Origin of the sequence: Novosphingobium mangrovi (assembly GCF_022818885.1) — a bacterium.
Lineage (GTDB): Bacteria > Pseudomonadota > Alphaproteobacteria > Sphingomonadales > Sphingomonadaceae > Novosphingobium > Novosphingobium mangrovi.
This window is the reverse complement of record NZ_JALHAT010000010.1, coordinates 49,884-68,300: the sequence shown is the minus strand read 5'-3', so window position 1 is coordinate 68,300 and position 18,417 is coordinate 49,884. Positions and strand designations below refer to the sequence as shown.

Here is an 18,417-nt window from a genome sequence, read left to right as displayed (position 1 = left end):
ACCTTGCCTTGGCGCGGCGTTCTTGCCACTCTTCCTCCGAGTAATTCTTGAGGGGGTATGATGCGGTTTGTTTCTCTGTGCCTGGCCGGGGTTTCGTTGCTGGCGGCAGGTACGGCCATGGCGGGCGAGGAGGTGCTTTATGCGCCTGCGCCCGATTGGGTCGAGGAAGTCGATGCGGATGTCATCGATACCTCGTCCTCCACCCCGCTGGCGCTCTACGACATGCAGCAACGCATCGAGGACGGTACGCTGTCGATCTATGTCGACCGGGCCTTCAAGCTCGATGCGCCCCAGGCGCTGACCCAGGCGGGAACGAGCACCGCCTCGTGGCTCCCGGACAAGGGCGATCTCACCATCCACAGGGTCGAGATCCTGCGTGGAGACAAACGCATCGACGTGCTGGAAGGCGGCGCGAAATACACCGTTCTGCGCCGGGAGACCCAGCTGGAAAAGCGCACGCTCGATGGCGCGCTGACCGCAACGCTCGCGGTTCCGGGGCTTGAACTGGGCGACGTGCTGCGCATCGCCTTCACCCAGTCGATCAAGGACCCCACACTCAAGGGCGAGGTCCAGATGACCAACGTCCTGTTCGCAGCTCCCACCGAGGCAGGCTTTGCGCGCGACATCGTCTCCTGGCCCGAGGATGAAGGCGTGCGCTGGCAGACAGGCCCCGTCGACGTTGCGGTGGAGGAAACCAGCAAGGGCGGCGAGCACCGTCTCACCGTTGCGCTCCCGCTGCCCGAGCCCGAAGACATGCCCTCCGATTCGCCGGTCCGCTACCGGCGCCCCGCGCTGATCCAGGCCGGGACCTTCTCGTCCTGGGAGGACGTCTCCAGCATCTTCGCGCCATTGTACGATCCGGCGGGGCGTATCGCGCAGGGCAGCGCGCTCGCAGGCGAAGTCGCGACGATCCGCGCGGCGAGCGCCGATCCGCTGGAACGCGCCGCGCTGGCGACCCGCCTCGTCCAGGACAAGGTCAGTTACCTGATGAACGGGATGGCCTCGGGCAACTACGAGCCGCAGGCTCCCGACGAAACCTGGCAGCTGCGCTACGGTGACTGCAAGGCCAAGACACTGCTCCTGCTCTCACTGCTCCATGAACTGGACATCTCCAGCGAGGCGGTGCTCGTCCACTCCTCGGCCAGCGATGCCATTCCCGACCTTTTGCCCATGCCCAGCGCGTTCGATCACGTGCTGGTGAAGGCGAACATCGGGGGGACCGACTACTGGCTCGATGGCACGTCGGCGGGCACGCGCATGAGTAACATTGCCGACACCCCGCCGTTCCGTCACGTCCTGCCGATCCGGGCCGAGGGGACGGGCGTGATGGCTCTGGCCCCGCGTGTCCCTGCGACCCCGCAGGCTTTCGTCAAGCTGACGTTCGACGAGCGGGGCGGGGTCGATCTGCCTGTGCTCGTCACCGCTCGGGCGACGCTGTCAGGGCCGGTGGGCGTGGGTCTTGGCGCGGTCATCAAGCAGGTTGGAGAGGACCAGAAGGACGAGCTGATCGACAAGTTCGCCTCCTCGACGCTGGACGGACTGGTCGTGACCGAAGGTTCGATGTCCTTCGACGAGGAGCAGGGCATTGCCCATGTCGATGTCAGCGGCATCCGCACCACCGCCTGGAGCCGGCAGGGCTCGCGCAAGCGCCAGGACTTTGCGGACCTGCCAAGCCAGGACGTCGACTTTTCGCCCGACCGCGCCCGACCGGCCTGGCGCGAGATCCCGGTCGACACCGGCGCGCCCACGCTGCAGGTGACCGAACTGACCGTTCTCCTGCCCGAGGATGAGGACGGCTATCTCCTGCGCGGGCGCCCCGAGCTCGACATGAGCTATGGCACCACCCACTTCGTGCGCCGTGCGCAGCTGGAGGGACAGACCCTCACCGTGACCGAGCGGGTCGAGGGGCTGGGCGGCGAAGTGCCAAGCGAGGCCATCGCGGCCGAGAAGGGCAAGGCCGCGCGGATCTCCAATTCCGCCATCTTCCTCCTCGCGCCCGGCGATGCGGTGCGCCAATGGCAGCTGCCCATGCCCGCCTACGAGGGACGGTTGAAACCTTACGAAGAGGCCTACGCCAAGGTGATCGCGCGCGAACCGGACAAGGCGTTTGGATATACCAACCGCGCGCTGTTTCGCTGGCGCACCGCGAACCTGGAAGGCGCGCTGGCCGATTACGACAAGGCGCTGGAGCTTGACCCGGCTGCGGGAACCTACCGCTCGCGCGGTTCGGTCCTGTTCGCCATGGACCGCTTCGAAGATGCTCTGCCCTCCTACAGGAAGGCGTTCGAGATCGATCCCTCCTCGGCTTCCGTACTTGGCCTCGCCGGTGCGCTGGGACGCAACGGCAAGGTCGAGGAGGCGCTGGCGCTGCTGGACGAGTACGATGATTACGGCACCCAGCATCCTCAGTTCGTGGATCTGCGCGCCGAGGTTCTGGCCTATGGCGGCCGCGCGGAAGAAGGTCTCGCCGCCATCAATGAGTTGATCGAGGAGCGTCCCGGGCAGGGGTACCTCTATAACAATTCGTGCTGGTACCGTGCGCGCTTCAAGGTGGGTACCGAGGGCATGATCGAGACGTGCGACAAGGCGGTCGAACAGTCCTCGAGGGCCGCCGCTGCGCTCGACAGCCGGGCCCTTGCCTGGCTGCAGCTGGGAGAGCCTGCCAAGGCTCTCGCCGATGCCGATGCGGCCATCAACCTTGCGCCGGACCAGACGTCAAGCCGGTACTTCCGCGCCGTGGCGCAGCAGCGGCTGGGCGATGACAGCGGCAAGGACTTCATCGCCTACATGGATCGCTTCTGGCCCGGCCAGGCCCGCGATTTCGCGCTCTACGGCCTCAAGTAGCCGCCACAGGCCGGGCCTTCCCGCCCGCCTCGACGCGGTTCTTCGCGACGAGGCGGGCGATGAAGTCGAGCTTGGCGACGATGGTTCGTGACAGGCGGAAGGGGTAGAGATCTCCGATCCCCATGGCGCGGTTCATGGAGTTCAAGGCAAAGGCGATCGGCTCCATGTGCCGGGCGAGGGTTGCGGCATCGGCGCGGTAGGGATCGAAGCGGACCTCGACGTCGTTGCCGGGCGTGGCGTCGGCGCTTTCGCCGGGCAGGTGTAGCGAGAGGTCGAAGCTCTCGGCCGTTGCCTGCAGGTCCACCATGTGCAGGTAGTGCGCCCAGGTTTCGGCGAAGTCCTCCCAGGGGTGCGAGGTCGCATAGTAGCTGACATAGGCGTCGGTCCACACGGTGTTGCCGTTACCGTTGTAGTGCTCGGTCAGCGCCCGCTGGTAGTCGATCCGCTCATCGCCGAAGATTTCGCGGAATTCGGCGAGGCTGTCCGGGTCCGTCTCGACCAGGCGCGACCAGTAGTGGTGGCCGACTTCGTGGCGGAAATGGCCGAGCAGCGTGCGGTAGGGCTCCCCCATGTTCTGGCGGATGCGCTCGCGCTCGGCATCGTCGGCTTCGATCAGGTTGAGCGTGATGAGGCCCGAGGCATGGCCCGTCATGACCTGCGGAGCCTCATCGTTCTCGGCCGCCGGATCATACAGGAAATCGAAGGCCAGGCCCTGGCGCCCGGGCGCTTCTTGCGCCTTGGTCTCCATCGGCAGGCCCAGCTTGAGGAGCGTGTGAACCATGCGCCGCTTGGCCGCCTCGATCCGCGCCCAGCGTGGCGGCACGGACGGTTCGGCAAGATCGGGGATCGTGCGGTTGTGACGGCAGGCCCGGCACAGGTGCGAAGGCTCGTCCGGTTCCACCAGCCAGTTGCAGATCGCGTGCTCGTTGTTGTTCGCGCACACCACCACGTCGCGCGCGCCGCCGTCCTCGCCGCGCCAGCGCGTGGCTCCGTCGGTCAGGTGGCGAAAGGCGTCGAGGACGGGGTCGTAGCCGAGCGTTGCCTGGCAATGCGGGCACAGGCGCGCCTCGAAATGGATCGGCTGGTGGCAGTTGGGGCAGGCAAAGGCGTGCATGGACACTCTCGTTCCCGAAACAGGACTTCTGGATAAGCGGCGGGGCGCCGTCTCGTGGCTCGCATAACGCATGGAAGGCGCGTAAGGTTCGCGACGAGATGAAGGGCGGCGCGTCAAAGTGTTGTGCGCCGTAAGGTGGCAGTTCCTATACCATTGGAATGCTTACCCCTTGCGGGCCCTTTGCGAAACGTGGAACCAGCGCTAGGCGTCGCGCATTGCGCGCACAGGAATATCGGGAGAATACGAATGACGAAGGCCCCCAAGGTGCAGGGTTACAAGGGATCGGCAGGGGGCTGGGGATCGCTCAAGGGTATTTCGCGCATTGAACGTTCGCAGAAGGCGGGCCCGTCCGTGCTCGACACCCTGCGCCAGCTCAACAAGCCGGGCGGCACGATGTGTACTTCCTGCGCGTGGGTGAAGTCGGAAAAGCCCAAGCCCTTCGAATTCTGCGAAAATGGCGCCAAGGCCACCTTGTGGGACCTGACCACCGACCGCTGCTCGCCCGAATTCTTCGCCCAGCATACCGTCAGCGAACTGGCGATGTGGTCGGACTACGAGCTGGAGATGGAAGGGCGCCTGACGCACCCCATGCGCTACGAGCCCGAGGTCGACCGCTACGTTCCGACGAGCTGGGACGAAGCGTTCAAGGCCATTGGCGCCAAGCTGCGCACGCTCGATCCCAAGGGGGTGACCTTCTACGCCAGCGGCAAGGCGGCGCTGGAGCCCAGCTACCTCTACGCGATCTTCGCGCGGATGTACGGGCACAACAACCTGCCCGACAGCTCCAACATGTGCCACGAGACGACCTCGGTCGCGCTCAAGAAGGTTGTCGGCTCGCCCGTCGGCACCTGCCAGATGGAGGATTTCGAGCACTGCGACGCGATTTTCTACATGGGGCAGAACCCGGGGACGAATTCCCCGCGCATCCTCCACCCCTTGCAGAAGGCGGTGAAGCGCGGATGCAAGATTGTCGTCTTCAACCCCCTGAAGGAAAAGGCCCTTACCGAGTTTCGCAGCCCCCAGAACCCGCTGCAGATGACCTTCGGCAAGGCCACGAAGATGAGCCAGCTCTACCTGCAGGTGCGCCCGGGCGGCGATATCGCGGCGCTGATGGGCACGATGAAGCGCGTTCTCGAACGCGACGAGGACGCCAAGGCGCGCGGCAGCCGGCGCGTCCTCGACACCGCGTTCCTCGAACAGCACACCAACGGCCTTGAGAGCCTCTTGGAAAAGCTGGCCGCCACGAACTGGGACGAACTGGAAGAGGCCAGCGGCGTCACCCGCGCCGAGATGGAAGCGGCTGGCGACATCTACGCCGATGCCACCAAGGTGATCGGCATTTACGGCATGGGCCTGACCCAGCACGTGCATGGCAACCAGGCCATCGGCATGCTGGTCAACCTGCTGCTTCTGGGCGGCAACATGGGCCGTCAGGGCGCCGGCTGCTCGCCGATCCGTGGGCACTCCAACGTGCAGGGCCAGCGCACCGTCGGCATCACCGAGAAGGTCGCGCTCGCCCCGGTCGAGAAGTACCGGGAGGTTCTGGATCTGGAGACCCCGCAGGAGGACGGCCACACCACCGTCGAGTTTCTGGAGGCGCTGCTGGCGGGTACCAACACCGGCTTTATCGGTCTTGGCGGCAACCTGGCGCGGGCGATTCCCGACCATGACCGGGTCTATCCGGCCTGGCGCAACATGGAGCTGACCGTCCACGTCGCGACCAAGCTCAACAAGACGCACTGCATGCCGGGCAAGGAGGCCTGGCTGCTGCCCTGCCTCGTGCGCGCCGAGGAGGACATCCAGGCGACCGGCAACCAGTGGGTCTCGATGGAGGACAGCTTCAGCCACGTTTCGGCCTCGAAGGGCAAGCGCAAGCCCGCGAGCGAGCACCTGATGAGCGAGACCGCGATCATCTGCGAGATCGCCAAGGCCACCCTCGATCCCAACCCGAAGTGGCAATGGGATGCCTGGCGCGGCGACTATGCCCGCATCCGCGACCTCATCGCGCGGACCTATCCTGATCAGTTCTACGAGATGAACTCGCGCATGCACGAGCCGAGCGGCTTCTACCGCGGCAATCCGGCGCATGAACGGATCTGGAAGACCGAAAGTGGCAAGGCCGAGTTCACCACGCCCAGCGTTCTCAACGCCTGTGGCATTCGCGGCAATCCGGGCGGTATGCACCTTGTCACGCTGCGCTCGAACGACCAGTTCAACACCACGATCTACGGCTTCTCCGACCGCCTGCGCGGGCTGGAGGGCAACCGCATGATCGTGCTGGTCAGCCCCGAGGAAATCGCGCGTCTGGGCCTGCACGAATACCAGCAGGTCTCGCTCGTCACCGAAGTGGACGACAACATCGAGCGCCGCGTTTCCGGGCTGTCGGTACGCGCCTACGATCTGCCCAAGGGAGCGGTGGTCGGCTATTTTCCCGAGCTCAATCCGCTGGTGCCGCTGTGGTACCACGACGAGCTGGCCAAGGTGCCCGCGAGCAAGGGCATTCCGGTTCGTATCGAGCCCTGAGGACCGCCGTCGCCGGTCCCGATGCGGACCGCTCATTGCGACGGTGAATTATTTACAGTGTCGTTTCGTGTGCGTTTGCGGAACGAGTGCGCCGCATACGCATTAGCTTAGGCGAGGGGCCCCGGACCATTTGGGTTTCGGAGCCCTTTCGTATTCTGGCGTCGAGGCGCTGCGTTCTCGATGCCTGCGGGCAAACAGGCAGGAAAACACGCGCACCGGGCGCAGGAAAACGGGTCGCTCGCGCCTTGCAAGGGGGCGTGGTCCGGACATCGCCCCCGAGGATAGGTGCGCGGCACAGGACGGAGAAGCTTTCCCGATGGATCAACCCGACTATTTCTCGGTGTCCCGGCGCGGCGTGCTCGCCAGCGGCGCGGCAGGGCTGGCAGCCGGATCGATTTCGCCACAGGTCGCCTTTGCGGCCTCCACTCCCGTCGCGGAAAGGGCTATTGCGATGCAGACCGTTTCAATGCGGATCAACGGCAAGAGCGAGACGCTCGAACTCGACACGCGCACCACGCTGCTCGACGCTCTGCGCGAGCATGTGAAGCTGACCGGCACCAAGAAGGGCTGCGATCACGGCCAGTGCGGCGCCTGCACGGTGATCGTGAATGGTGAGCGCATCAATTCCTGCCTCAGCCTTGCGGTCATGCACGAAGGCGACGAGGTTACCACCATCGAAGGCCTCGGCACGCCCGAGAACCTCCACCCCATGCAGGCCGCGTTCGTGAAGCACGATGGCTATCAGTGCGGATACTGCACCCCGGGCCAAATCTGCTCGGCCGTCTCGGTTCTGAAGGAAATTGCCGATGGGGTTCCCAGCCACGTGAGCGCCGAACTGACAGGACCGATGGAAGCCAGCAACATCGAGATGCGCGAACGCATGAGCGGCAATATCTGCCGCTGCGGCGCCTATTCCAACATCGCCGAAGCCATGGCCGAAGTCGCAGGAGAGCGCGCATGAAGCCCTTCAGCTACGAACGCGTTTCGAGCCCCGCCGAAGCGGCTGCCGCGGCGGCGCGCGCGGGCGGCGCCAAGTTCATCGCAGGCGGCACCAACCTCCTCGATCTGATGAAGCTCGAGATCGAAACCCCGCGCCACCTTGTCGACGTGACGGGAACCGGGCTCGATGCGATCACCGAAACCGACGAGGGCGGCCTGCGCATCGGCGCGCTTGTCAGCAACACGGCGCTCGCCAGTGATGAGCGGGTCAAGCGCGACTACGCCGTCCTTTCGCGCGCCATCGTGGCGGGCGCCTCGGGCCAGCTGCGCAACAAGGCGACAACGGGCGGCAATCTGCTCCAGCGCACGCGTTGCCCCTATTTCTATGACACCAACCAGGCCTGCAACAAGCGCAAGCCCGGGAGCGGCTGCGCGGCCAAGGAGGGCGTCAGTCGCCAGCTGGGCATTGTCGGTGTCAGCGATGCCTGCATCGCGACCTACCCGGGCGATATGGCCGTAGCGCTGCGCGTGCTCGACGCGGTGGTGGAGACGGTCAAGGCCGACGGCACGACCCGCGCCATCCCGCTGGGGGAGTTTCACCGCCTCTGGGGCGATACCCCGCACATCGAGACCGTGCTGGAGCCGGGCGAGATGATCACGGCTGTGACCCTGCCCAAGCCCCTTGGCGGCACGCATATCTACCATAAGGTGCGCGACCGCCGCTCCTACGCCTTCGCGCTGGTCTCGGTTGCCGCCGTGCTCGACGCGGATGGCAAGGGCCGGGTCGCCATCGGCGGGATCGCCCCGCGCCCCTGGCGTGTCGAGGCGGCCGATGCGGCGCTGCCTGACGTGAAGGCTGCCGCGCGTGCGCTCACGCAGGGGGCCAGCCCCACCGATCAGAACGCGTTCAAGATCGCCCTTGTCGAGCGCACGCTCGCGGGCGTCATGGCCAAGGCTCGAGGAGAGGCGGCATGAAGTACACCACCCCTGCAGGCGACACCGTCATCGACCGCCAGCGCGTTGTCGGTCAGCCCACCACCCGTATCGACGGCCCGCTCAAGGTGACCGGCCACGCGCCCTACGCCTACGAGCGCCACGATGTCGCGGCGAATCAGGCTTATGGCTACATCGTGCCCTCGGCCATCGCCAAGGGCCGCGTGCGCAGCATCGATCTGGCCGAGGCCAAGGCGCAGCCCGGCGTCATCACCATCCTGACGACGACCGAGGTCGATGAACTGCCGCTCGGCATGGGGCACACCGTGCCGCTGTTCGGCGGTTCGGAAATCCGCTTCTACCACCAGGCGCTCGCGCTCGTGGTGGCCGAGACCTTCGAGCAGGCCCGTGCAGCGGCCAAGCTCGTGCGCGTCGATTACGAGCGCACGCAGGGCAACCACGATTTCCACGCCCTTGCCCCCGATGCCCCTCTCGTCGAAGGCTCGGACGGTCCCGACGTCAGTAAGGTCGGTGATTTCGAGGCCGCCTATGCCTCGGCGCCGGTCTCGATCGACGTGACCTACGAGACCCCGCACGAGAGCCACGCGATGATGGAGCCTCACGCCAGCATCGCGGCGTGGGAAGGCGAGAAGCTCACCATCTGGACCTCGAACCAGATGATTGCCTGGAGCAAGCAGGCGGTCGCCAAGATGCTCGATCTCGACCCGGCCAATGTCCGTCTCGACAGTCCGTTCCTGGGTGGCGGTTTCGGCGCCAAGCTGTTCGTGCGTGTCGATGCGGTCGTGGCCGCGCTGGCTGCGAAGAAGGCGGGCCGTCCGGTCAAGGTCATGCTCGACCGTCCGCTGGTGTTCAACAACACCACGCACCGTTCGGCCACAATCCAGCGCCTGCGCTTTGGCGCCGAGCGTGACGGGCGCCTGACCGCGATCTCGCACGAGTGTACTTCGGGCAACCTGGCGGGTCAGGAAGGCGAGAACGGCATTGCCCAGACGCGCCTGCTTTACGCCGGGGCCAACCGCTACACCGCGCAGCGCATTGCCCGCCTTGACCTTCCCGAAGCGAACGCGATGCGCGCGCCGGGCGAGACGGCGGGCCTCATGGCGCTGGAAGGCGCGATGGATGAACTGGCCGAGAAGCTGGGCATGGACCCGGTTGAGCTGCGCATCGTCAACGACACGCAGGTCGATCCCGAGACGCCCAACCGTCCCTATTCGAGCCGCATGATGGTCGAATGCCTGCGCCGCGGCGCCGAGGCTTTCGGCTGGGACAAGCGCAACAAAACGCCGGGCGGCATGCGCGAGGGCCGCTGGCTGATCGGCCACGGCATGGCCGTGGGCTTCCGCAACTCGGTCCAGATGAAGTCGGCCGCGCGCGTGCGCCTGTCGAGCAACGGCAAGCTGACGGTCGAGACCGACATGACCGACATCGGCACCGGCTCCTACACCATCCTTGCTCAGACCGCGGCGGAGATGCTGGGTCTGCCGCTGGAGGACGTCACGGTCACGCTGGGCGATTCCGACATGCCGGCCTCGTGCGGCTCGGGCGGCCAGTGGGGCGCGCAGAACTCGACCTCGGGCGTTTATGCTGCCTGCGTGAAGTTGCGCGAGGATATTGCGGAGCGCTTTGCGATGGACCCCAACACGGCCGAATTTGCCGATGGCGAAATTCGCTCCGGGGGCGAGAGTCGCAAGCTCACCGAAGCCACCGCCTCGGGCGAAATCGTGGCGGAAGACTCGGTCGAATACGACGAGCTTTCCAAGAAGTACCAGCAGTCGACTTTTGCCGGGCACTTCGTGGAGATCGCGGTCGATGCCTACACGGGCGAGACCTACGTGCGCCGCATGCTCGCGGCCTGCGCAGCCGGGCGCATCCTCAACCCGATCTCGGCGCGAAGCCAGGTGATTGGTGCGATGACGATGGGTGTGGGCGGCGCGCTGACCGAGGAGCTGGCGGTCGACACCCGCTTCGGCTTCTTCGTCAACCACGACCTTGCCGGGTACGAAGTGCCGGTGCACGCCGACATCCCGCACCAGGAAGTGATCTTCCTCGACGAACTCGACGCCATTGCCTCGCCGATGAAGGCCAAGGGCGTGGGCGAACTGGGCCTGTGCGGCGTGGGTGCGGCGGTCGCCAACGCGCTCTACAACGCAACCGGCGTGCGCGTGCGCGAGTACCCGCTGACGCTCGACAAGTACCTCGACCAGCTGCCCGCTGTCTGAGGTGTCAGAGTGCATGAAAAAGGGCGGTCGGAGTGATCCGGCCGCCCTATTTTGCATGTCCAGGAAATAGATCCGAGGGCCATCGCCCTCGGGCTCCCCATAATGTCCAGCTCACGTCCCGCGCGCTACCTTGGCCGAGCTTGGTGAGGTGGCCCGTTGTGGGGTCAAGGGGTGATGCCCCCTTGAATCCTGCCTTCCTTATTCGGGAAGCTGCGCCAGTTCCTCGACTACTTCCTTGTCCTTTTCCGCGTAGAGCCGGTCGATCTCGGCGCGGCTCATCTTCTTGGCGGCGGTCTTGAGCTGGCCGCAGGCCGCATCGATGTCGCGCCCGCGCGGGGTGCGCACAGGCGCTGAGATGCCCGCCTCGAAGACGATGTTCGAGAACGACTTGATGCGCTCGGGCGTCGAGCATTCATAGGCCGCGCCGGGCCAGGGGTTGAACGGGATGAGGTTCACCTTGGCGGGCAGCTTGTACTTCTTGAGCAGGCGGACCAGTTCGCGCGCGTCCTCGTCGCTGTCGTTCTTGTCCTTGAGCATCACGTATTCGAAGGTGATGCGCCGCGCGTTGCTCGCACCGGGATAGTCGGCGCAGGCCTGCAGCAGGTCCTCGATGCCGTACTTCTTGTTGATCGGCACGATCTCGTCGCGCACTTCCTTGGTTACCGCGTGGAGCGAGACTGCAAGGTTGACGCTGATTTCCTGGCCGCACCGCTCGATCTGCGGGATCACGCCCGAGGTCGAGAGCGTGATGCGGCGGCGCGAGAGGGCAAGGCCATCGCCGTCCATGACGAGCTTCAGAGCATCGCGCACGTTGTCGAAGTTGTAGAGCGGTTCGCCCATGCCCATCATCACGATGTTGGTGAGCAGGCGCCCGTCCGCGCTGTACGAGCCTTCATCCTCGTCCTCATCGAGCCCGGCCATGGTGGCAAGGCGCGTGTCCGAGGCGGACTTGGGCCATTCGCCCAGCGCATCGCGCGCGAGCATGACCTGGCCCACGATCTCACCCACCGTCAGGTTGCGTACGAGGCGCATCGTGCCGGTGTGGCAGAAGCGGCAGTTTAGCGTGCAGCCGACCTGCGAAGATACGCACAGCGTGCCGCGGTCCGCATCGGGGATGAAGACCATTTCGTAGTCGTGGTTGTCCGCGGTGCGCAGCAGCCACTTGCGGGTGCCGTCACTGGAATGCTGGGCCTGCACGATTTCCGGGCGGCCGACGACGAAACGCTCGGCCAGCCAGGGGCGCATGGTCTTGGCGATGTCGGTCATCGCTTCGAACTCGGTCACGCCGCGGTGGTAGAGCCAGTGGTAGACCTGCTTGGCGCGCAGCTTGGCCGCCTTCTTGTCGAGACCGGCGGCCTCGAACAGTTCGGCGATGCGGGTCTTGGGCAGACCGATGAGATCGGTGCGGCCATCTTCACGCGGGGTCACGCCGTCAACCAGCGTCGGGCGCGGGACGGGCATCGGTTCGTTCGGGCCGGGGATCGTCATGATCCCCCCGGAGGGCTGGGAATTCGTGTCTGTCATGATTGGGCTCGCCTATACCCGATTTGGGCCTTGAGCGAAAGATGGCCGCGCGAACGCCGAAATCGGCCTGTTCGTTCCCGGAATCCATCGCGCGCCAGATGCGTCCTGTCGAGCTGGTGTTGCCAAAAAACATCAATAATTTCGTTGTCTTACGTTCATGAAACTCCGCGCCCATACGCCGCATTTGAGAGGTCCATGCGGGTCGCAAGCTCGCACATGACAACAAGACTGGAGTTTCAGAATGAAAAAGATCGTGATTGCTCTCGCCGCCGGAACCACCGCGCTCGCAACCCCCGCGATGGCGCAGAATGTCGGTCCGGTCGGTCCCTTCGAGGGTTTCCACGTCGAGGCGCTGGGCGGCTATGACCGTGTGGAAGCTGGCAGCAGCATCGATGACATGCCCCAGTACGACAACGACGAGGGCATGGATGGCTTCACCTACGGCGTGGGCGCGGGCTACGACCTCAAGATCGGCGAGCGCTTCGTGGTCGGCCCCGAGGCGGAAATCACCTGGTCGACCGGCGACACCGACTTCGAGGACGGCAACTTCGGTGGCTTCGGCATCGGCGATGTCAGCGCCAGCCGCGACATCTATGCGGGCCTGCGCGCCGGTTACATCGTCACCCCCTCGACCATGATCTATGCCAAGGGTGGTTACACCAACGCCAAGTTCGACGTGAACAACGCGTTCGAAGGCACCCGCTACGAGCGCGATGTTGACGCCGACGGTTGGCGCATCGGTGCCGGTGTCGAGCAGGCGGTGACCAACAACGTCTTCGCCAAGGTTGAGTACCGCTACTCCAACTATGGCCGCGCCGAGATCGACTATGGTGCCGACATTCCCGACAGCTCGCGCTTCGATGTCGACTTCGACCGCCACCAGGTCATGGCTGGCGTGGGCGTGCGCTTCTGATCTGAACTGGTTTCACGACCACCGAGCGGGAAGGGCGGAGGACCGAAAGGTCGTCCGCCCTTTTCCGTTGTGCGGGACTTGTCGGTTTCAACGCAGGCGCGCGCAGCCCAGCAGCGCGGAGTCGATGGCCGAGGCGGCGCCCTGAAGTTCCCAGGTGTTCGAGAAGCGTCCACCCTTGGCGCCGGTCGCGCTCAGCGTCATGCGCGGGGCGGCGCGCATGGCCGCGATGATCGCCGCGTTCTGGGCATCGTCGGCAGGCCAGGCATCGCCGCCGCCGCCGATCAGGCGAAAGCGCTCGGAACCTACGCGTAGAGAGATCGCGCTGCCCTTGGCCATCGCGCGCGAGACGCGGAAATGCAGCTGGTTGCGCCGTCCGCGCTTGGGCCATGTGCCGATGGCGGCAAACGGCTCATAGTCGCGCCAGAGCTGGCTGGGCGCGGCCTTGGCAATGGCATAGCAGCGCGGCACCACCGGATCGCGGAACACGCCCCAGTCGCCATAGAGCCCCAGGCTTTCGCGCGCGCTGACCGGTGTCGCGAGCGCTGCGCACAGGGCGCCAAGTCCGAAGAGCAAGACTCGTCTCATGGGAGGAGCGCGATCAGGGCATCAACGCCGGCACTCAGCCCTGCGGCGTAGTCGGATTTGCGAAAGCGCGGGACCATGACGTCGTCCATGATTTCGGCGCACAACGGATCGGTCAGTTGATCTTCAAGACCATAGCCGACTTCGATTCTTGCCGATTTCTCGTGGGGTGCGACGAGGATAAGCACACCGTCGTCATGATGTGCGCGTCCGATCCGCCAGGCGCGAGCGAGCGCCAGAGAATAGTGTGCGATGGCTTGCCCCTGAAGGTCGGGTGTCGTGGCGACGACCATCTGGTGACCTGTACGTGCCTCAAGCGCTGCGAGGCGGTCGGACAGGACATCCTCTTCCTGGGCCGAAAGGATGTTGGCCGCATCGACCACGCGCCCGGTCAACGCGAGTGCGGGCGCTGGCGCGGACACTGCCTGTCCGTGCTGCGTGTCTGCGGCAGGTGCGCTTCCACAGGCGGAGAGGCTAAGGGGCGCAAGCGCGATGAGTGCGCCTAGCCTCCACTTCAAGGGCAGAACGAGGGCCATGCCTCAGTCCTGCTCGGGGTAGGTGATGGTCATGACTTCCCATTCCTTCGCGCCCGATGGCAGGCGCACCGTACGCAGGTCGCCGATGGCCGCGCCGCGAAGCGCCTTGGTGAGCGGAGCGCTCCAGCCGATGCGGCCCTGGCTGGCGTCCTGCTCATCGTCCCCGACAAGGGTCACGACCATGCGTTCGTCGTCCTCGTCCGCCAGTTCGACAGTCGCGCCGAAGAAGACCTTGCCGCGCTCGACCTGGCGGGAAGGGTCGATCACGCGCACCTTCTTCATGCGCCGGGCCAGATAGCCCAGTTCGCGGTCGATCTCGCGCATGCGCTTGCGGCCGTAGAGGTAGTCCCCGTTTTCCGAGCGGTCGCCATTGCCCGCGGCCCACGAGACGATCTCGACGATCTCGGGGCGCTCCTTGCCCAGGAGGTGGTCGTAACGCGCGCGCAGGGCGGCAAATCCGGCAGGGGTGATGGGCGGGCCTTCGGGTTTCATGGGCTGTGTCATACGGCGCGGGAGAGGCGGGGCCAAGATGGCTTGCGATCTTCGTCCCCGGCTTGCGATCCGGTTATTAGTCGGACAAAAGGGGCGCGAGAGTTCACGGGAGAAAGGACCGGACATGACGAAGACGAGCATCGACCTTTCGCGCCGCAAGGCCCTCCAGGCCGCAGCGGGCCTTTCCGGCGTGGTCGCGGGCGCGGTGCCGCTTTCCGCCCTAGCGGCGACGGGGGCAAAGGTACAGGCGAGCGGCGGCACGGCTGCGCAGGCGGACGCGCTGCCTCCGGTCACCGATCTCGCGCCGAGGCCGCCGATGGGCTGGAACAGCTGGAACAGCTTTGCGGGCACGATCAACGAGGAGCAGTCGCTGGAAACGGCGGCCATCATGGCCGAGAAACTGCTGCCCTTCGGCTACGATGTCTTCACCGTGGACATCCAGTGGTATGAGCCCGATGCGACGAGCTACTCCTACAATCCCAACCCGGTGCCCGCGCTCGATGCCCATGCACGCCTCCAGCCCGCACCCAATCGCTTCCCGTCTGCCAAGGACGGGCAGGGCTTCGCGCCGCTGGCGGGTAGGGTCCATGCACTCGGCCTCAAGTTCGGCATCCACGTCATGCGCGGGATCGCGCGCCATGCCGTGAAGCTGGACCTGCCGATCGAGGGCACGCCCTACACCGCGCGCGACATCGCCGACACCTCCAGCGTGTGCCCGTGGAACCCGGACATGTATGGCGTCGACATGACCAAGCCCGGCGCGCAGGAATACTACGACGGGCTCTTTCGCATGTACGCGAGCTGGGGCGTCGACTTCATCAAGATGGACGACATGAGCCGCCCCTACGATGCCCACGCGCCCGAAATCGAGGCGGCGGCCAAGGCCATTGCACGTTGCGGCCGTCCGATGGTGCTCAGCCTTTCGCCGGGGGAAACGCCGGTGCCGCGCGGAGGCCACGTGCGCCAGCACGCGCAGATGTGGCGTATCTCGGACGACTTCTGGGACGATTGGGGCCTGCTTGCCGCGCAGTTTACCCGGCTGGAGAATTGGAACATGTGGATGGGCCCGGGCTCCTGGCCGGACGCGGACATGCTGCCGCTCGGGCGGCTCGCGCTGGGCGACCGGGACACCAAGTTCACGCCTGACGAACAGGTCACGCTGATGACGCTGTGGTCGATCGCCCGCTCGCCGCTCATCATGGGCGGGGACCTGCGCTATCTTGATGCGGCGACCCTGGCCCTGCTGACCAATCCCGAGGTGCTGGAAGTCAATCAGAACTCGACCGCGAACGCGCCGCACTTTCTGGAGGACGGCCTCAAGGTCTGGACCGCGCGAGGGCCGCGCGGTTTCGAGATCTATCTGGCGCTGTTCAACCTCGCGCCCGAGGCGCGCGAGGTTTCGGTCCAGCTCGACAGGGTGGGACTTGTCGGCAGTTTCCTGCTGCGTGACCTCTGGGAGCGCCGGGATAGGGGCGATGTTAAGGGCACTGTCACGGCGCAGGTGCCGGGGCATGGGGCGAAGCTCTACAAGCTGACGCCGCTGGTTTGAGGAAGAAATAAGGAGTGATTCCGAGGGCCACCGCCCTCGGGCTCCCCAAACTGTCGACCTCACCTCTCGCGCGCCGCGCTGGCTGTGAAAGGTGAGGTCGCCAATTTTGGGGTCAAGGGGCGATGGCCCCTTGGTTTGTCCTTCTTCTTCTAACCCGGGGTGCGCTTACCCATCAGCTTGGAGGTGAGGTTGGGGCCCTTATAGTCCCCCTTGTCGGGATACATCGCCTCGTAGACAGTTGCGTTCTCAAGTACGCGCATGACGTAGTTCTTGGTCTCGTAGAACGGGATCTGCTCGATCCAGTCGACCCATTCGATCTCGCCCTTGCGCGGGTCGCCGTTGGCGCGCACCCACTTGTTCACGTTGCCGGGACCTGCGTTGTAGGCGGCAATCGCCAGCGGACGGGCGCCTCCATAGTAATCCATCATCCGCGCGAAAAAGCCGGTGCCCAGCTGGATGTTGTAGACCGGATCGGCCGTCAGCTTGTCGACCGAATAGGAAAGGCCGAGCTTGCCTGCCGTTTCACGCGCGGTCGCGGGCATGAGCTGCATCAACCCGCGCGCACCTGCATGGCTGATCGCGTTCTGGGCGAACTGGCTTTCCTGCCGGGTGAGCGCGTGGGCCATGGTCCAGTCCGCACCGGAGGGCAGCGGCATGGTCGGGAAGGCGACGGCGCCGAAGGCATCGTGGCCTTCACCGTGCGCGCTCTGGCCCAGGATTACGGCAAGGTCGCGCCGCCCGATTTCGCGGGCAAGGTCGGCGACAAGCTTGTGCTCGATCTCGGTCTCGGCCTGGCCTGCGATTTCGCGGAAAAACTGGACGCCAGTGCGCCAGTCGGCACTGCGGGCCACGTCACGCACGGCCTTGGTGATGGGCCTTGCGTTGAACTCGGCACGCTGGGCCGGCGTGGGCTGCGCGTTGGAGCGGGTGTCGAGATCGGGTAGCGGACGGCCAAGGCGTTCGAGCGAAAGCTGGCCGTAGAAATAGTGCGGGTACTGCGCGGCCATCTCGAAGTAGCGGCGTGCGCCGCTTTCATCGCCTGCCTTGGAGAGCGCACGTCCTGCCCAGTAGAAGCCTTTGGAGCGCGTGCCGGGTGTCTGCGCAGCCGCGCCGTAGCGGTAGAACAGCGGCGCGGCGCGGCGCGCATCGCCCAGCGACCACAGCGCCTTGGTTCCGCCCAGCCACACGAGCGAGGTGTAATCGTCGCGCAGGCGGTAGGAGAGGCGGGAAATGTCGGTGCCGGGCGCGAAGGCGTCGTCGATCGACGCGGCGATGGCGACCGCGTTCGACGGACCGGTGCCGCGCGCGGCGGTCAGCAGTTCGCGCACCCACTTCTCGGGCTCGGGCACCGGCTCGCGCAGCTTGGGACGGTTGACCAGAAAGGCGATGGCGCCGGGAAGGTTGCCGTTGCGGCGTGCCTGCGAGACACGGTTGTACGCATAGCCGGGATCGGTCGCGACATCGCCGGGAAGATCGAGGCCGAGCGTGCCGGGTGCGGTCCCCTGAAGCAGGGCGAGGCGCTCCATGAAGACGGGGCGGCGCGCAGGGGAGACGAACGAGATCTGCCGTTCGGCCTGCGGCGTCTGGCCCTGCCACAGGAGCGCATCCATGCGCGCGTCGTGATCGGCCGGGGTGAACTGGTTGCGGTAGAGGGAGAGCAGGGTGGTTTCCGCGTTCTCGGTCAGGTCGCCGCCGCGCCAGGCTGCGCGGGCCTTGTCCAGCGCATCGTCGCGGCGCACGGCGGCAAGGGCCGTCGCATAGCGGCCAGCCGCTTCGTTGCCGAGCGGGGGGAAGCGGTCGAAGAAGGAGAGCACGGTGCGCGGCTCGGGCGATTCGCGCAGCATTGCCTTTTCGGCGTAGCCGCGAATCTTCTCTTCCTGCGGATAGCCCGGATAGGTGAGCAGGAAGCTGGCGTAGGTGCCGAAATCGAGTCGGTCGCTGGCCACCACGCGGCGCCAGTCGTCGATGGATTGGTGGACGCGAATGTCGATGTCCTGGGACTGACGGGCGCGCGCAAGGTCCCATTCCCGGGCCTCCTGGGCCGATTCCTGGGCCATGGAGGGCGAGGGGAGTGCGCCGAGCGCAACCGTCGCCAGGAGAGAAGAAACTCGCAACATACTGGACATCGTGGAGGGTGGCTCCTTATCAGGCCCTGAACGTAAGGCTTGGCGGCGGGACATGTTCCCGATGGCCAGCCCGAACAATTGCGCATCACTAGGGGTAAAGTC

Annotated in this window: 13 protein-coding genes; 7 read left to right on the top strand and 6 right to left on the bottom strand. The window is 65.8% G+C overall.

The annotated features are described in order from the left end of the window. Positions 1–60 precede the first annotated feature (60 nt). Positions 61–2,844, top strand: a complete 2,784-nt coding sequence (locus MTR65_RS08110; RefSeq protein WP_243798964.1) for a DUF3857 domain-containing protein — start codon at positions 61–63, stop codon at positions 2,842–2,844. On the opposite strand, the gene MTR65_RS08105 is transcribed toward MTR65_RS08110, so the two are convergent. Next, the gene (locus MTR65_RS08105) at positions 2,837–3,958 is read right to left on the bottom strand and encodes a zinc-binding metallopeptidase family protein (RefSeq protein ID WP_243798962.1); all 1,122 of its coding nucleotides are present in this window, start codon (positions 3,956–3,958) and stop codon (positions 2,837–2,839) included. The two genes, MTR65_RS08110 and MTR65_RS08105, sit on opposite strands and share 8 nt — an antisense overlap. A 246-nt stretch (positions 3,959–4,204) precedes the next feature. On the opposite strand from MTR65_RS08105, the gene MTR65_RS08100 reads away from it, so the two are divergent. The 4 genes from MTR65_RS08100 to paoC all read left to right on the top strand — a co-directional run bounded on the left by MTR65_RS08100 (position 4,205) and on the right by paoC (position 10,593). After that, positions 4,205–6,481, top strand: a complete 2,277-nt coding sequence (locus tag MTR65_RS08100; protein WP_243798959.1) for an FdhF/YdeP family oxidoreductase — start codon at positions 4,205–4,207, stop codon at positions 6,479–6,481. 316 nt (positions 6,482–6,797) lie between these two features. After that, the gene (gene paoA / locus MTR65_RS08095; RefSeq protein ID WP_243798957.1) at positions 6,798–7,442 is read left to right on the top strand and encodes an aldehyde dehydrogenase iron-sulfur subunit PaoA; all 645 of its coding nucleotides are present in this window, start codon (positions 6,798–6,800) and stop codon (positions 7,440–7,442) included. Further along, positions 7,439–8,395 carry an FAD binding domain-containing protein gene (locus MTR65_RS08090; RefSeq protein WP_243798955.1) on the top strand — a complete coding sequence of 319 codons (957 nt, stop codon included), beginning with the start codon at positions 7,439–7,441 and terminating at the stop codon, positions 8,393–8,395. Before paoA ends, MTR65_RS08090 begins: the two co-directional genes overlap by 4 nt. Continuing rightward, positions 8,392–10,593, top strand: coding sequence for an aldehyde oxidoreductase molybdenum-binding subunit PaoC (paoC, locus tag MTR65_RS08085; RefSeq protein ID WP_243798953.1), 2,202 nt, complete (start codon positions 8,392–8,394; stop codon positions 10,591–10,593). The genes MTR65_RS08090 and paoC overlap by 4 nt, the downstream gene beginning before the upstream one ends. A gap of 198 nt (positions 10,594–10,791) precedes the next feature. Here the strand turns inward: paoC and rlmN are convergent, their stop codons facing one another. Continuing rightward, positions 10,792–12,117, bottom strand: coding sequence for a dual-specificity RNA methyltransferase RlmN (gene rlmN / locus MTR65_RS08080; protein ID WP_243798951.1), 1,326 nt, complete (start codon positions 12,115–12,117; stop codon positions 10,792–10,794). Positions 12,118–12,358: 241 nt separating this feature from the next. Here rlmN and MTR65_RS08075 point away from each other — a divergent pair, with 241 nt between their 5' ends. Beyond that, a complete protein-coding gene (locus tag MTR65_RS08075) occupies positions 12,359–13,030 on the top strand; it encodes an outer membrane protein (RefSeq protein ID WP_243798949.1) in 672 nt (223 codons plus the stop codon). Positions 13,031–13,117: 87 nt separating this feature from the next. Here MTR65_RS08075 and MTR65_RS08070 read toward each other — a convergent pair whose 3' ends face one another. The 3 genes from MTR65_RS08070 to greB form a co-directional block, all read right to left on the bottom strand. After that, a complete protein-coding gene (locus MTR65_RS08070; RefSeq protein ID WP_243798947.1) occupies positions 13,118–13,615 on the bottom strand; it encodes a hypothetical protein in 498 nt (165 codons plus the stop codon). Next, positions 13,612–14,034 (bottom strand): TPM domain-containing protein, encoded by a 423-nt coding sequence (locus MTR65_RS08065; protein ID WP_243798944.1) that lies wholly within the window; start codon positions 14,032–14,034, stop codon positions 13,612–13,614. Before MTR65_RS08065 ends, MTR65_RS08070 begins: the two co-directional genes overlap by 4 nt. A 117-nt stretch (positions 14,035–14,151) precedes the next feature. Then, positions 14,152–14,640, bottom strand: coding sequence for a transcription elongation factor GreB (greB, locus tag MTR65_RS08060; protein ID WP_243798942.1), 489 nt, complete (start codon positions 14,638–14,640; stop codon positions 14,152–14,154). 124 nt (positions 14,641–14,764) lie between these two features. Here greB and MTR65_RS08055 point away from each other — a divergent pair, with 124 nt between their 5' ends. Continuing rightward, positions 14,765–16,189 (top strand): glycoside hydrolase family 27 protein, encoded by a 1,425-nt coding sequence (locus tag MTR65_RS08055; RefSeq protein ID WP_243798940.1) that lies wholly within the window; start codon positions 14,765–14,767, stop codon positions 16,187–16,189. 149 nt (positions 16,190–16,338) lie between these two features. Here the strand turns inward: MTR65_RS08055 and MTR65_RS08050 are convergent, their stop codons facing one another. Next, positions 16,339–18,315, bottom strand: a complete 1,977-nt coding sequence (locus MTR65_RS08050) for a lytic transglycosylase domain-containing protein (RefSeq protein ID WP_243798938.1) — start codon at positions 18,313–18,315, stop codon at positions 16,339–16,341. Positions 18,316–18,417 lie beyond the last annotated feature (102 nt).

What these genes read in the sequence shown, in the direction of transcription:
- MTR65_RS08110 (WP_243798964.1), top strand. Translation starts at nt 61, where the DNA reads ATGCGGTTTGTTTCTCTGTGCCTGGCCGGGGTTTCGTTGCTGGCGGCA.
- MTR65_RS08105 (WP_243798962.1), bottom strand. Translation starts at nt 3,958, where the DNA reads ATGCACGCCTTTGCCTGCCCCAACTGCCACCAGCCGATCCATTTCGAG.
- MTR65_RS08100 (WP_243798959.1), top strand. Translation starts at nt 4,205, where the DNA reads ATGACGAAGGCCCCCAAGGTGCAGGGTTACAAGGGATCGGCAGGGGGC.
- paoA (WP_243798957.1), top strand. Translation starts at nt 6,798, where the DNA reads ATGGATCAACCCGACTATTTCTCGGTGTCCCGGCGCGGCGTGCTCGCC.
- MTR65_RS08090 (WP_243798955.1), top strand. Translation starts at nt 7,439, where the DNA reads ATGAAGCCCTTCAGCTACGAACGCGTTTCGAGCCCCGCCGAAGCGGCT.
- paoC (WP_243798953.1), top strand. Translation starts at nt 8,392, where the DNA reads ATGAAGTACACCACCCCTGCAGGCGACACCGTCATCGACCGCCAGCGC.
- rlmN (WP_243798951.1), bottom strand. Translation starts at nt 12,117, where the DNA reads ATGACAGACACGAATTCCCAGCCCTCCGGGGGGATCATGACGATCCCC.
- MTR65_RS08075 (WP_243798949.1), top strand. Translation starts at nt 12,359, where the DNA reads ATGAAAAAGATCGTGATTGCTCTCGCCGCCGGAACCACCGCGCTCGCA.
- MTR65_RS08070 (WP_243798947.1), bottom strand. Translation starts at nt 13,615, where the DNA reads ATGAGACGAGTCTTGCTCTTCGGACTTGGCGCCCTGTGCGCAGCGCTC.
- greB (WP_243798942.1), bottom strand. Translation starts at nt 14,640, where the DNA reads ATGAAACCCGAAGGCCCGCCCATCACCCCTGCCGGATTTGCCGCCCTG.
- MTR65_RS08055 (WP_243798940.1), top strand. Translation starts at nt 14,765, where the DNA reads ATGACGAAGACGAGCATCGACCTTTCGCGCCGCAAGGCCCTCCAGGCC.
- MTR65_RS08050 (WP_243798938.1), bottom strand. Translation starts at nt 18,315, where the DNA reads ATGTCCAGTATGTTGCGAGTTTCTTCTCTCCTGGCGACGGTTGCGCTC.